This window comes from Leifsonia sp. 466MF (genome assembly GCF_900100265.1).
Classification (GTDB): Bacteria; Actinomycetota; Actinomycetes; order Actinomycetales; family Microbacteriaceae; genus Leifsonia.
In genome coordinates, this window is record NZ_LT629696.1 from 3,323,188 (window position 1) to 3,338,272 (window position 15,085).

General features: G+C 65.4%; 9 protein-coding genes. 4 read left to right on the plus strand and 5 right to left on the minus strand.

Annotated features, from left to right (window positions below; genetic code table 11):
* Positions 1–44 precede the first annotated feature (44 nt).
* From BLR91_RS15820 to BLR91_RS15835, 4 genes are all read left to right on the plus strand, one after another.
* A complete protein-coding gene (locus BLR91_RS15820; protein WP_231918954.1) occupies positions 45–782 on the plus strand; it encodes a cohesin domain-containing protein in 738 nt (245 codons plus the stop codon).
* Positions 779–2,668, plus strand: a complete 1,890-nt coding sequence (locus tag BLR91_RS15825) for an amidase family protein (protein ID WP_231946230.1) — start codon at positions 779–781, stop codon at positions 2,666–2,668. The genes BLR91_RS15820 and BLR91_RS15825 overlap by 4 nt, the downstream gene beginning before the upstream one ends.
* 94 nt (positions 2,669–2,762) lie before the next feature.
* A complete protein-coding gene (locus BLR91_RS15830; RefSeq protein WP_089880318.1) occupies positions 2,763–3,158 on the plus strand; it encodes a RidA family protein in 396 nt (131 codons plus the stop codon).
* Between the two features lie 72 nt (positions 3,159–3,230).
* Complete coding sequence (locus BLR91_RS15835) at positions 3,231–3,533, plus strand: YciI-like protein (RefSeq protein ID WP_089880315.1); 303 nt, start codon at positions 3,231–3,233, stop codon at positions 3,531–3,533.
* Positions 3,534–3,552: 19 nt separating this feature from the next.
* Here BLR91_RS15835 and BLR91_RS15840 read toward each other — a convergent pair whose 3' ends face one another.
* The 5 genes from BLR91_RS15840 to BLR91_RS15860 form a co-directional block, all read right to left on the minus strand.
* A complete protein-coding gene (locus BLR91_RS15840; RefSeq protein ID WP_089880312.1) occupies positions 3,553–4,317 on the minus strand; it encodes an SDR family NAD(P)-dependent oxidoreductase in 765 nt (254 codons plus the stop codon).
* A gap of 86 nt (positions 4,318–4,403) precedes the next feature.
* Entirely contained in the window at positions 4,404–4,967 is a 564-nt protein-coding gene (locus BLR91_RS15845; protein ID WP_089880308.1) for a TetR/AcrR family transcriptional regulator, read from the minus strand.
* Positions 4,968–5,057: 90 nt separating this feature from the next.
* Positions 5,058–5,489 (minus strand): VOC family protein, encoded by a 432-nt coding sequence (locus tag BLR91_RS15850; RefSeq protein ID WP_089880306.1) that lies wholly within the window; start codon positions 5,487–5,489, stop codon positions 5,058–5,060.
* A gap of 826 nt (positions 5,490–6,315) precedes the next feature.
* Positions 6,316–13,020: a PA14 domain-containing protein gene (locus tag BLR91_RS15855; protein ID WP_157694621.1), complete on the minus strand. Its 6,705-nt coding sequence runs from the start codon at positions 13,018–13,020 to the stop codon at positions 6,316–6,318.
* 577 nt (positions 13,021–13,597) lie between these two features.
* Positions 13,598–14,776 carry a hypothetical protein gene (locus tag BLR91_RS15860; protein WP_157694620.1) on the minus strand — a complete coding sequence of 393 codons (1,179 nt, stop codon included), beginning with the start codon at positions 14,774–14,776 and terminating at the stop codon, positions 13,598–13,600.
* Positions 14,777–15,085 lie beyond the last annotated feature (309 nt).

Genomic DNA, 15,085 nt, shown 5'->3' on the forward strand with positions numbered 1-15,085 from the left:
ACCCGCCCGCGAGCCCCCTCGCCCGCTCAGGAAGGCACTACCCGATGCATCACACCCCCAGGCGACTCGTGCGCCTCCTCGCCGCCGCGGCGGCCGCGCTCGCCGGCCTCGGCCTCGCGGTCGGCGCAGCGGCGCCCGCTGTCGCGGCGCCCGCGGTGACCGGCACCACGGTCTCCGCGCCGTCCGCCGTCACCGCCGGCGACTCGTTCACCGTGACCGTGACCCTGACCGGCGCGACCGACGTCTTCGGCTACGAATCGGTGCTCGCATTCGACCCGGCCGTCGTGGCGTATGTCGACGGCAGCGCGGTCGTGCCCGCCGGAGGATACGACGCCGTCACCACCTCCTCCGGCACCGTGGACGTCATCTACACGCGGCTCGGCACCTCCCCCGCGCTTTCCGGCACCATCGCGTACACCCTGACGTTCACCGCGAAGGCCGCGGGCTCGACGGCGTTCACGCTCCGCTCGCTCTCGCTGGTGGATCCCGCTTCGGCCGTGACGCCGCTGTCGAACGCCGCCGCGAGCCCGGCCGTCGTGGTCTCCCCTGCCTCGGTCCCCGGCCCGCCCACCGGCAGCGGTCCGTCGACCGGGTCGTCGTCCGGCACGGGCTCCGGCTCGGGCGCGGCGACGAGCTCGTCCGCATCCACCTCCGATGATGACCTGGCCTCGACCGGCTCCGATGTCGCTCCGTACCTGATCGCCGGCGCCGTGCTGGTCGTGCTCGGCGCGGCCGTCGTCCTGATCGCAGTCCGCCGCCGCCGTGCAGGAGAAGCCCGATGACCGCCCGCCGACCCGCCCAGAGGAGCGCCACCGCCATGCACACCCGAACAACTGCCCGCCGCGCCACGACCACCGTCGGCGCGGTCGCAGCGCTTGCCGCTCTCGTCGCCACCGGCGCCGTCGTCGCTCCCGCCGCAGCCGCCCCCGCGGCGAGCGCCGCCGAGCCGTTCCTCGCGCCGTACTACACGGCTCTCGACCTGACCGGGGACAAGCAGGTCACGAAGGCCGACCTCGACGTGCTGACCGATCACCTGGGCGCCACCCCTGCATCGGCGGGCTGGTCCACCGTCGCGGCTGCCGACTCCGACACGGACGGCGTCATCACCGTCAAGGACGTCGTCGCCCTGTCGCAGCGGATGATCTACGACGACGGACCGTTCGAGCTGGTCGAGGCCTCCGCTCTGGACATGCAGGCCGCCATGAACGCCGGCGTCACCACGTCCGTGAAGATCACGCAGGAGTACCTCGACCGGATCGCCGCGCTCGACCGGACCGTGGTCGACCCGGGGGCCGGCGGCCGCGCGCTCAACTCGATCATCTCGACGAACGCCCAGGCGCTGACGATCGCGGCGCAGGCCGACGCCACCCGCGCGCAGAAGGGGATGACGAGCATGCTGCTGGGAGTCCCGATCGCCGTCAAGGACAACTACGACACCGCCGACATGCCCACGACCGGTGGATGCGGCTGCTGGGACGCCAACCAGACGAGCGACGACGCGACCATGGTGAAGAACCTCCGCGCGGCGGGGGCCGTCATCCTCGCGAAGGCCAGCCTGGACGAGTTCGCGTACGGGTTCGTCTCCGAGTTCTCCTCGTTCCAGGACCCGGGCAAGACGCTGCTCGTCGCCAGCCCCCTTAACACCACCAAGACCGCCGGAGGCTCCAGCGGCGGGACGGGCGCGGCCATCGCGGCGAACCTGGCGGGCATCGGCTTCGGCACCGACACGGGAGGCTCGATCCGTGTGCCGTCGACCTACAACTCGCTGGTCGGCATCCGCCCCACCGTCGGCCTCACCAGCCGCGACGGCATCATCCCGCTCGCCCTCACCCAGGACACCGGCGGCCCGATCGCCCGCGGCGTCACCGACGCGGCGGTCGCGCTCGACGCCGTCACCGGAGTGGATGCAGCCGACCCGATCACGGCGGAGCAGCAGGGCCACGTCCCCGACTCGTACACCGCAGCTCTCGACCCGACGGCGCTGAAGGGCAAGCGGATCGGCATCGTCACCTCCATGCTCGGCAGCAATGCGACGGTCCTCCGACTGTGGGCGGACGCGAAGGCGAAGCTGGAGGCGAAGGGGGCGACGGTCGTCGAGATCACCACCGTTCCCGCCGCCTTCACGGCGACGCTGAACGAGGGAAGCGGCAGCACCAACGAGTTCAAGCACGACCTGAACATCTACATCCAGAACCACCTGGCCCCGAACGTCACCGCGCGGTCGATCGACGACATCCTGGCCAGCGGGCGCAACGTCACCTCCCGCAACAGCATCTACACCTCGCGCAACAACGTGACCGACGCGCAGTACCAGGCGTGGGCGGGCCCGAGCGGAACGCACACGGCGGCGATCGCCACCGGCAACGCGACCGTGACGCAGCTGATGAACGACAATGCGCTGGACTCGCTGGTGTATCCGAGCGGATCCCCGTACAGCACCATCAGCACGAACATGCGTCTCAGCCCCAACACCGGGATGCCCGCCATCACGGTGCCGATGGGGCAGGCCGTCGCCACCGACGGAACGAACCCCGTCGTCGGCGCCAACGTCAACCTCGAGTTCCTCGGGCGCGACTACGACGAGAGCGGCATCATCGGCCTGGCCTACGCGTTCGAGCAGGCGACGCACGCGCGGGCGACCGCGCCGCTCTATGGCCCGCTGAAGTAGGGCGACCGCCCGTCCGAGACGAGCGCCCCGGCCATCCCGCCGGGGCGCTCGACTCCCCCTGGCCACCGCGGACACCACGAGCCATAGTGAGCCCATGCGCGAAGTGATCAGCATCCCGGATGCACCGAGCTCCCCGTTCTACAGCCAAGGCGTGAAGGCGGGGGACTTCATCCATATCTCGGGCCTGGTGGGGGTCGACGTGAACACGGGGAGACCCGCCGGCCCCACGATCCAGGAGCAGACGCGCCAGGCACTCGCGAATTGTCGCGCTGTTCTCGCGGCCGCGGATGCCACTTTGGACGACGTCGTCGAAGTCGGGATCCTCCTCAGCGACCCGGCCGACTTCGCCGGGATGAACGAGGAGTACCGATCATGGTTCCCGAGCGAGCCGCCCGCTCGGTATGCGGCGAAACTCGGCGCCGTGATCCCCGACGTGCTGATCTCCATCCGCGTGACCGCGTACGTCGGCGGCCGCCGGAACGGCTCCTGATTCGTTTCTCTGCGACGCCACCTCGATAGGCTCGATCGCAGCAGCCGACCGTGAGCAGAGAGGAAGAGACGCATGCATGCCGTGCTCGAGTACACCTACGGCGACGACTATCTGACCGCTCGGGAGGCGCACCGCTCGGCCCATCTCACGGCAGCGTGGGCTGCCGTCGAGCGCGGGGAGCTCGTGCTCGGAGGCGCTGCCGGGGACGGCCCGTTCACCGGCCTCCTGATCTTCACCGGCGAGGACGCGCTCGAGACCGCGCGTTCCTTCGCCGCCATCGATCCGTACGTCACGGAGGGCGTCGTCAGATCCTGGACCGCCCGCCCCTGGCGCACCGTCGTCGGAAACGACGCAGCCACGCCGGTGCGCCCGTAGGCGCAGCTCGGCTCTCAGCTCACCAGCTCTGATCGGCCGCGCGGACGAAGACCTCGTTGACGGCCACGCGCCGGTCGCTCGTCACGATGTACGCCACGGCGTCCGCGATGTCCTCCGGCTTCAGCCGTTCGATGGCGCCGGTCTGCGCCTCGACACCGGCCCGGAGTTCCTCTCGCGTATGTGATGCGAGTTCGGTGTCGACGTTCCCGGGCTCGACGACACTGACGCGGACCCGCTGTGCCTGCATCTCCTGCCGAAGGGCTTCGGTGAAACCGTTGACGCCGAACTTGGTGAGGTTGTAGACCGCCGTCCCCGGACGGGCGACGCGCCCGGCCGAGGAGCTGATGTTCACGAGATCCGCGGTTCGCCGCGGTGCATCGGAGGCCGCCTTCACCAGATGGGGTAATGCCGCTCGCGACATGTACAGGAGCCCGCGGATGTTGACGTCGACCATCCGCTCCCACTCGCCTTCCGGCGCATCCGCGAACGGCCCGACGAGCATCGCACCGGCGTTGTTGACGAGCACATCCAGCCGCCCGAACGCTGCGACCGCCTGCTCCACGGCGCTGTCTGCTCCCGCGCGACTGGTGATGTCCGCGACGACCGCTCTCGCCACACCACCGTTCGACTCGATCTGCTCGACCACCTGATCCAGGCGCTCGCCTCGTCGCGCGACGAGCACGACCGCGGCACCCTCGGCGGCGAGCTTGCGAGCCGTAGCGGCGCCGATACCGCTGCTTGCGCCGGTGACCAGCGCGACTGTCCCTGTGAGTGCGTTCGACATCTTCCTCTCCTGACTGACGGCATGCGGAGCCGACTCCGGTTAATGTAACACAAGCGGAGCCGACTCCGTATACGGAGCAAAACGAGTCAGGGTCGCTGCGCCACCAGCCCGTCGATTAGGAGGGAGACGAGGCGCGAGGCGAGTTCACGCTGACGCTCGTGCTCCGCGATGAGGGTGATGCCGCCGAGCGCCATCAGCACATCGTGGGGAACGATGTCAGGACGGAGCACACCGCCTCGCCGGCCGGCGTCGACGAGCGCGCTCACCGCACCCTCGAGGGCCTCCCGGCTCTGCGCCCTCAGCCCGTCGCGAGCGGCGAGGATCATCGGGAGGGCGTCCGACATCCCCTGTTTCGTGAGCATGTAGTCGACGAAGCGCTCCATCCACGCCCGCAGCGCATCGATCGGCGGTTGCTGTTCCAGCAGCTCTTCGGCTGCTGCGGCCAGCCGAGCGTTCTCACTGCGGTACACGGCCTCGATCAGGTCCTCGCGCGTGGGGAAGCGACGGTACAGCGTGCCGATCCCCACGCCCGCTTCCGCGGCGATCGCCTTCAGCGAGGCGTCCGTGCCCTCCCGCGCGAAGGCCGCCGCGGCGACCTCCAGCAGTCGTTCGTGATTGGCCTGCGCATCGGCCCTCAGGGGTCGAGCCACGGTGTCCTCCTTGCCGGATGGACGCTGTCGTCTCATCCTCCGCCGTAAGCGGATCTAGCTCCGCTTAGATCCTAGGCGACCGACGCGGAGCTACTGCAGGCAGAACTCGTTGCCCTCCGGGTCGCGCATCATGATCACGAACTCCTCGTAGGGGCCCCAGTACCCCAGGAGGGTCTTCTCCTCGGTGGCGCCCAGCGCGATCAGGCGGTCGCGCTCCGCTTCGAGCTCCTCACGCGAGGCGCGGCGGTCGTCGAACGGCGTGATGTCGAGGTGCACGCGGTTGCGCTGCCGTCGCTCGCGCCGGTACCGGCTGAAGTAGAACCGTTGATGCGCCGGGTTCTGATCCCACGCTTCGGCGCGATCCGCGATCTCCTCGTCGGTCATCCCGGAGGCTTTGAGCTCTGCCACATCCTCCGGGTCCCAGCCGGTGGGTTCCGGGTAGCCCATCACGGCGCTCCAGAAGCGCGCCAGCTCGGTAGGATTCTCGGCGAAGAACGTCACGTTCGCAATCCGGGCGGTCATGCGTCGAGGATAGCGATCCGCGGCCACAGCCGCCGCATCGCTGGGAGCCCGTCTCCTCGATGGACCATACGGACGCACAAGCGCCTTGCGATCGAGGATGCCATCGTTGCAAAGCCGCTCCCCACGCGTACCGGCCTCTGGGTTTGTATTATATTTTATTTCATTTACATCTCTTGTCGAGCATCATCGCAGGACAGCTTCGCGCTTCGCCGCTCTGTGGCGAGTACCCGCACGGCGGCGGTCACACGCGTCCACTCGCATGACCGCGTTGTTGAAAAGGATGTCCATGGCTGTGTGTCGGGGCAGGAGCGATGCGAGCCGATCGGCGCTCCCCGCGCCGTTCTGGACGTCGATCACCACCGGGGCAGTGTTGCGGTGGGCTCCGAAGCTGTGCATGAAACCGTCGACCAAGTGATCAGCGCAATGTGGGGGTACGGACCGCCGTGAGGAGCTTCTGTGCGTGACCGATGGCCGGTGCCTCTTGCGAGCACGTTGCGTCGAGGTGGCAACGCCCCTCTCTTCTGAGGGCCTTTGGGTGCGCCTAGATTCTAGAACGACCACTTCAGGTAGGGCATACGTGCTCAGCCCGCCAACCCCCTCCATGCAACGATCACCCCTGCGATCACGATTACTACTCCAACCCCGGCCATTCTGGCAGGCGTCGATAGCGAGCTCGCATTAGGCAGTGCTCCTTCCAGCTTCTGCTCAATGTTCGCCTTATTTCTAGAGTCGACGCGGTCTCGGAAAAGTATGACCGCGACCCCGGCCACGATTGCTCCGAAACCCGCGATTGTCATCACTATTGACTCGATGGACATTACTTCTCCTACCAGAACCACATGATTTGCCCGGAGCAGTTTGCGCCACCGCCATTGGTGGCGCCCACTTCGGGTGACGAGTTTCCTTGCCAATCACGAGAGTATGAGGCGTACACGCCCGCGCCAGCGGCACCAGAGCAGCCCACGGTGAAGCCAAGTCCGTGAAGCTTTCCGCCACTGACTCCTACTTGACCGGTGAACCCTGCGCCGACGGCAGGTCCGATTCCCATCCCAGACGTGCCAAAAGAGCCGCAAATGACAAGTCCACAGTATTGACCTGCTGCTCCACCATTATCGCCCAGCCATTTGAGCCCGGATAGGAAGTTTCGTCCTTCCGGATTGTCGAAGAAACGTGCCCAGGTCCTATTCCAGTTGGCTGCGACCTTATCGCCCCAGGATGGACTTTTCGCGGGCGTCGGGCGCGGAGCAGCTCGGGCAATTAGACGTCCTTTGCTGTAAGTGAGGCTCTTCGATGCGATAGCAACAAGCTGCTTAGGCGTTACCGGAATTCCGGCAGGACCTGCATCACTTAGTCGGACCCCAATGCCGTATTTGCCGCTGAGATCTTCGCCGTTTATTGGATCGTTCGGATAGTTGTACGCGCAGGTGTTGCCGCCGTGAACAGGGTCCACCGAAAGGAAGCGCCCGAGGACCGCGACGTATTGTCTTGCCCCCATCTCGATGGTGTCGATGGTCGTTTCGTGTTCGTAGAGCTTTTGGCTTGATCCCTCCCACCCATAGGTAGCGGTTTGTGGAGTATTGGCCGGGACGGCGTCGTCGGCTATCCCGGTTCCGATTGCCTGCGTGGACGGGTCGATAGGGTTTCCGAACGGGTCGTAGGCCGCTAGCATTCCCAGACGTGTGCCGGCTCCGTCTGTAGCGACTATGGCATCGCCATGAATGTTGGGTAGAGACCACACCGCTGCTCCTGGCTGAAGGGATGCTGTCACACCGCCAAGAAGTCCGACGGTGCGCTCGAGTACTCCTCCGTTGATGGTGAGTGTCCAGTCAGGGCTGTCTCCGTCGCCGCTGAACCCGTATCGCACCGTGGTTGCGGGACCGGTGGTCGGGGTCACTGTGCGAGAAATGATCCGGTCGGTCACATCTCGTTCATAGGTGATCGTCTCGTTGCCGGTAGTTGTGCTTATGTGCCGGTCCGACTGGTCATAGCTCAGGGTCTGGTCGGCGAGGGTGGTGGTGTTCCCGCGGCCGTCGTAAGCCAGCGTGCCGGTACTGGTGGACAGGCTGGTGGTCGCGATCGGTGACCCGCCGGTGATTGCCGGCATGTTGGTGGCGGTGAGCCGGTCCCCGTTGTCGTAGCAGTACGAGCTGGTGAGCACCGTGGGAGTGGTTGCGCCGACGGGCGTGTAGGTGTCGGTGAGGCTTGTCCGATTGCCGTTCTTGCCCGCGGAGGTGTTAGCGCCGCAGCTGGCGGAAGCGAACCCGTACGCGAGGGTGTGGTTCGGGATCACTGCCTGCGTCAGCCGTCCGGCGCCGTCGTAGCTGTAGGTGGAGACAGCTGTGGTTGCGCCATCGGTGGTGGTGTCTTGCAGGATCCGCCCGGCTTGGGAGCGGATCACTGCGTCAGTGATGCCGGGCTGGTTGCTCGGGAATACCCAGCTGAGGGATCGGATGTCGCCGTCTGCAGTGCGGGTCCAGGCACCGGTGACACCGGGGCCGGCGTTTCCAGCACCGGTTGGGTAGTTGACCTCGGCGAGCTCGCCAAGGGTGTAGGTGGGTTGAGCGAGGACACTCCCGGCGAGATCCTTGATCGTTGTGATCTTGCCGTCGTCATCGTAGGTGAACTGTTCGCCCTGGCCAGGCTGCCCGGCAGGAGTAGAGGTCTGGGTGACCAACTGGTTGAGGATGTTATAGCTGGAGGTAGTTACCGTCCCCCACACATCCGTGTACGAGATGGTGCGCCCGAGGAGGTCGGAGACGGTGGTGATGCGGCCGTGGGTCGGTGATCCGGGGACGGCGTCATCCTCCGCCCAGATGGTGAGCGGATCCCCGTTCGCATCGGTGAACCCGAATGTTGCCGTCCGTTGCCCATTGCCGCTGGTGTTTGCGTAGGTCTGCTGGGTCACCCGTCCGCGGGCATCGTAACTGGTGCAGGACCAGTTGGCGTCACCCGTGCGTTTGGTGGCGACCACGCGTCCCATCATGTCGTAGACGTAGTTGGTGGCGATCGCCTGCCCGGTGGCAGGTGTTGCTCCGGTGCTGGTCATCAGCTGCCCAAACTGAGGGGTCGTTGCTGCAAGACCGCATACGGCTGTGCCGCCGTTGACTTGCGTGGCGTATCCCCCGGTTTCGGTGTAGTACGTGTTAGTTGCCACCGTGTTTCCAGCCGGGAGCGTCTGTGAGAGCTGGCGGAGGTATCCGGTGGTGCCGTAGGGCTCGAACGTGTTTGTTGTGGTGAGGTTGAGGCCTGCCGGGTCGACCGAGGTTGATGTGGCGATGCCGAGCCAGGGGGTGGCGTAACTGGTTGCGGTGCGCAGCGAGGGCACCTGCGAGTTGCTGACACCGCTCACTCCGGTGGGTCCCGAGTCATCGGTCTGGCTGCTCGTGGATAGGCCGTAGGCGGGTGACAGGGCAGTTCCGGGGACGAGGACCCGGGACCCGCCCGGGGCTATCCAGTAAAGCGCCAGCCAGGCGCTGGAGGTGAGGTCGGTGTAGTCGATGCGGATCCGGTGGATGTCGCCAGCTGTCTTCGAGGTGATGGTGGCGTTGGGTCCGAAGTGGACAGCGCCGGGGGTTGCGTCGTTGGCGACGAGAACGTCGTCGATGTAGAGGTTGGCTTGGTCGTCGGCGTAGGTGTTGAGGATGTAGTTGCCGGCGGTGGGGAAGGTGATGGTTCCGGTCAACCGCATGGTCCAGCTGTCGGTGGGTCCTCCGCTGTACGCGGCGCCGGTTGACCAGTTGCGGTTGATGATGCCGTCGGTGATGCCGTCGATGCCGGTGGAGTAGAAGCTGGGCAGGCCGGAGAAGGCGGTGTTGGTGTAGTAAGTGGCGTTCAGGCCTTTCATGCCCTCGTCGTACGCGGTCGAGGTGTGGGCGACCGTGATCGCGCAGGAGGCGGGTACTGGGCGCAGTGTGGTGCTGTCGTAGCACCCGGTCGGTGCGGGCCCGTAGGCGTCGGTGGGGCGGTTGAGCTGGTCGTAGATCGTGGTGGACATCCGCCCGGCGGGATCGGTGCTCGAGGTTTGTTGATCCCGGACGTTCCAGGTGGTGGAGGTCGCGAGTCCGGTAGCGGACAAGCTTGTGGTGCGCCGCCATGCGGTGTCGTAGCTGGTGGTAGCGGCGTGCCCGTTTGCGGGTGCGGCAGTGGGCGGTGTGAGCCCGGCCGCGTCAACGTAGGTGGTTCCTGACCCGTCGGCGTTGCGGGCGTAGGTGTAGGTCTTCTGAGGGCGTTGCGACGCCGTGACACCGTCGGGGGCGGGCAGGGTGATGCTGGTGACCCGGTTGCTGGTGTCGTAGCTGATCTGGGTGAGGACCTCGGCCGCGGCGGCGTTTTTGTCCGGGTGGGCCAGGAGCCAGTCGTTCACGGTCGCGGAGCGGATCGAGCTCAGCAGCCCGTTGCTGTATCCGAAGTCGGTGACCTCGTTTCCGGGGTCGATGATGCGGGAGAGGAACTTTCCGCCTGCCGCCTCCGGGAGCGCTGCCTGGGCAGGGTTGTTGGTGGTGTCCGGCAGCGTGTACAGCAGCTGGGTTGTGTCGGCCGCGCCCGCGATGTGGCCCGGGTAGATGATGCGGCAGATCATCCCGGCCGGAGCGGTGGTGAAACCAGACGGGACCGGGCAGGCCAACCCAGACGCGTCGGTGTCGGACGTGGACAGACCGACAGAGGCGGCGGTGTCGCCGGCGTAGGCCAACTTCACCTGCCGGGTGTAGCTGCCTGATACCAGGGAAACCGGGTCAGAGACGCTGTCGAGCTGGTTGGTGCCAGCCCGGTAGGCGAGGACCGGCGTGGCCCGTTTCTTGGTGTCCATAGCCTGGGTGATGGCGGTGATCTTCCCGGCGGTGTTGAACTGGTATACCGTTCCGGCCTCATCGGTCAGCGTGTACGTGTTGTTCCCGTCTTGGGCGAGGATCCCCTGTTCTCCGGGCGGCGGCGTATACCCGCTGCCGGTCTTTGCTTTGGTGTACGTGTGCGGGGTCCCACTGGAGTCGATGAGGGCGATCGAGCCCTCCTTCACCTCGGCGCGGGTGTATATCGCGTCGGTGCCGTTCAGGGCGGTGCTGGATCCCCACCCGGGTGGAAGAGTGTCTACGGCTTTGCTGAACCAGGTCGGCGGGACCACTGTCGGCGCGAGGGTTTGCTGCACTCCGTTCTTGTCGGTGTAGGTGCCCTGCACCCAAAGCTCGAGCTGCGCAGGCCCGGTGTGGTTGAAATACTTCAGATCGAATGTGGTCGGCGCGAGCGGCAGACTCATGGGGCTCCCCCACGACGGCGTGGTCGTGTAGGTGTCGGTGAGCTGGTCCATCACAGCAGACCCGATGGTCAGCTTCGCCCCGTTATCGCGCAGCAGCCCGAAGGTGAACGTCCCGGCACCGGGTGGGGTGATGAACCCGTCCCACTGACCCAGGAAGTTGTTGTTCGGCACTGCTGGCGCCGGCGCGGCCGTGCCCCAGTCGAAGCGGACCATCGGGTCGGTGCGCACCAGCCGCACCCGGCTGGCCAGATCCGACCGCGAGAAGCTGGCGGCGCTGGCCGTTGAATCCGACACGTCGTAATATGTGGCGGTCAGACCCTGCGTGGAGGGCTGCTGCGAGTTGTAGGTGAACGACATCCCCATCGGCCCACCCAGTGTGGACACGGTCGGAGAGGCGAACGAGAGGGTCGCGTTCCCGTTCGCTAGATTCACGCTCACCCCGCCCGCGGAATCTGTGGGCGAGGGCCCACTCGCACCGGCGCGGGCGGTGTACCGCAGGCGGTTCACCCAGGATCCCGAAGACTTGTCGTACCCGTCATCAACCACGACCACCCAGGAGTACGTGACCCCGTCCTGCAGCACACCTGGTGGAACAGTCCACGACAGTGGACTGTTGGTCAGGACGTCGGAGACGGCGACGATACCGCTGGCGCCGTCTGCTCCAGTGGTAATGCGGAACTGGTACTTGAGTTTGTCACCGTTCGCATCCGTGCCCGGCGGAGCGGTCAACGTCGGCGTCGGCGTCACCACCACAGACCCGTCCGCCGGGGTGGTCGGGCCTTGCGCCACGACGCCAGGGGTGTTCGTGCTAAAGGAATACACGGGGCTCACCACCTGTGAGCACGAGTTCGACGGGGTGTTGTTGCAATACCCATCCTTGACGAACACGTGATAGAAGTACTTCGTGTTCGGGGTAAGCACCCCGGGGGCCAGTGTGAGCGGATTGTTTGTAATCCATCCGGACTGGTAGACCACACCCGTTTCCGCGGTTGGCCCGGTAGCAATGCGGTAGTAATATCCCAGCCCTATGCCGGCGGGATCAGTCGAGCTCACCCTGAACGTTGGCGTCAGCGTCGAATACCCGCTGGTTGGGGACGGTGCGACGGCCGTTGGAGTCGCTGGGTAATCAACCCAGGAAACGTAGAGTGCGGCGTTCAACGATTTGAGCGTGTACGCGCCGGCGATCTCGCCACCGGCGAGCATCAGATAGTTCCCGGACGAGCGCGCGTTCACCCAGTTTGAGATGTACTGCGCAAGCCCCGCGCCCCCCGAGTACCCGTCGGTGCCCACCGTGAGTGAAGCCAGGTTCGCGCCGACACCGTAGTAGCTGAACGCTGTGGCGTAATCGACCGCGCCCGGGTAGGTGGTGGACGTTCCCACGATGCCGTTCATCGACGCGTAGATCTGCGCATCCAGAACCTGCTTCCCGAACAGCTGCTCGTACGGGAAATGGACGATCGACCGCCACCAATCATCGCCCGGGTCACGCGCGTTACCGACCAGGATCGTGTCCGTTCGCACGGTGCCGTCGGCCTTGTACGAGTGGATATCGTTCGTGCCGCCACCCCAGGTGGTCGGATCGATGAACACCGGGTACACCCGATCCTTGTCCGTCAGCCAGGTCCGCGACGGGCTGAGCGTGACCTTCCAGTCACTCCCGGCCTTCTTCACAGTCACCGGCACGTTGGTTGTGGCTGGCGAGGACTCCCCCTCGACACCGGCCGAGTCCCACATCAGCGGAGTCGGGATCCGAAACCGGACCGTGCCGTTGCTGTCAGTGAAGTCCACTCCCCCGTCGTTATTCACAGCAAGGGAGAGCCCTGGCGCCTTCACTTTCCACGTGTAAGAGTCCTGGCTCGCCTTCGGAACAGAATCCAGCTTCACCGTCTCTTTCACCGATGACGGCTGCACCTGATACTCCACGTCGGTGCCATCAAACACGTCCGGGTAGGTCACCTCGTTCTCGCCGACATGGTTGCGGGAGGACATCGGCAAGGGACGCTTCATCGACGTCTTCTCCGCACCCAGCAACGAGTACGAGACCGAGTACCCATCCTTCTCCACCGACACCGCATCCGCCGCGGTGACATCGTCCTTGAACGCTGGATGCAGCACGTTCTGCTGCACACTCATCCCGCCAGCAGCGTCATCCTTGAGTGCCGTCGAGGACTCCTGCCACGCCCCATCCTGCTGAACGTTGATAGGTGTTGGCGATACCTCCGTTACGTGCGAACCATCCGGCTTCTGATACGTCGTCGTGAACTCGTCCCGGTCGGTCACCGTTGCGCCGGCGAGATCCGCCGGGGCGGCGGCCGCTGCAGGAGTGTCGAGCTCCGAATCGTGGAGCTTGGATCCTTGTGTCTGCTCCAACGGCCTGGCGCTGAGATCCTCCGCGGTCCCCGCCACGGCCGGCGCTACCGTGGACGGCAACGGCGGCAACTCTGCCACAGATCGGGTCGCTGGCACTGCCGCAGCCGGCGCTGCGGGCACCGCTCCTGCGGGAGCCGCGGATGTCAGCACCAAAGCCCCGGATGTGGCCACCGCGGCCAAAACAGCAGTGAAGCCTCGAGTCAACCGGCGCACTCGTCGTTCCCTTCGCTACCGCCTCCCCCCGACAGCGAAGCGTGAGGTCAAGTTAGCGGCGACCGCGACCACAAAGGAACCTCAAAACCGTGAGAGTTCTCATATGAATGCTGGACAACCAGACAAGATAGTGCGTCATCCCCCATAACTGGGGGTAGGTCCGAGGGCCGGGCGGACGACGTTCCCACCGGTGCGCGCATCGGACCTGGGGCGATACAGCTGCTGAGCCTTGCGAGGTAAGCGGCGTCGGCCGATAAGCGGACCTTATGTCAGATTAATCTTGCGCTGCCGGTTGATCCGACTTCCGCCGGCGCATATCTGCCACTCGTTCTCTAAGGGCCCTAGCACCGGACGTCGGTTGGGATTCGTCAAGTTCTCCGCGAATAAACACGCGCTCAGTGAAGTCCAACACGATGAGCTCCTGCTCGTCGGCGGGCAGGTTAACGATGAAGGGCATGACCCGGCGCAACGCCAGATCCGTGCGCTTTGCCGCCCGGGACTCTCTGTGATGCTGGGCGGCCCTCTTGCCTAAAAGCGCTGCGACGCCCAGTGCGCCAAGCGACGCCGCCAAGCGCGTGATCGAGATCCCAAGGTTGGTGTCCGCATTCGGATTAAGTGTGAATAGATGGAACAGGATCGCGGCGACGCCGACCGCGCCGATGAGTGCCGCACCGATATCGCAGACCCAAGCCGCCACGGCCTTGTTACGAGCGTATTTTCCATAATCCGTGGCGACGGCTGAGGCGGTGGTCGCGTGCACGGTGTCCCGAGCCGTCTCCTCGTGCTTCCTTAGCTGGTCGAGTGCATTTTGTGCTTCGGCCGTATAGCGTGACCGTTCTCTCGTTTCCCGCTCCCGCGCCTCGGCAAGACGCTGATTCTCTTCGGCGATGAGCTCGTCAACCGCCGTCTTCGACACTGTCTTGAAATCAGCGATGGCTTCGGAGATCCGTTGCTTCTCTGCGTCTATGCTGCTCCGAAGCTTGGTCTCATCCTCCGCCATCCCCTCCAATTTCAGGACCAGCGTGTCGTACCGCTGCGTGACATCTTCGAGCATGTCTGCGACGCGGTTCTGAAAGGCCTCGGTTGCAGAACCGATGCCCGCCAGATAGCGTGCCGGCTTCATCGGAGGCCAGCTGGCAAGGGTGTCTAACACCGCATCAGCTTCGTCGATTGCGTCAGTAGCGTTCCAGGAGTGATCCCGCACATTGACTAGGGCGTTGTTCCACTGCAGGGTCGCCTGGTGTGTGCGGGCGAGCATCGATGAGGTCACTTCTCGAGGGTCCGTTTCCTCGTGCCGCTTCTCGAGTAATTCGAGGACCATTCCGATGTGCGCCAGCGCATCTTGCTCGTTACGGTCGCCAGGATCGAGTTCGATCGAATTGACTAATCCGCGGCAATTCGCGACCTCAACCCACAGCTCATGTTTGCGATACCGCTCGCCCCATATAGTCATCGGCTCCCCTAGGTCACCATGAGCTTAGCCATGGCACTCGCGACGGCCCACCAGTCCCCTATCCCCAATCAAGCACACCGGCGATACTCGACGTTATGTCAGATTGCGGGCAACACGAGCCGCACTTCTTCATCTCACTGAGTGCTGAGGCCGACGGCATCCTGGGTTTCCCGCTGGTGCCGTCGACGGGGCGAACGTCGAACATCCTCGTCTCGCCGTCGACGACCCTGGTTCCCCTGGAAACGCCACCCGGTCATCTTGCTGGCGGGATGGGTCAGTGCCTCGTGGATGACCGCCTCCCGCAAGGCG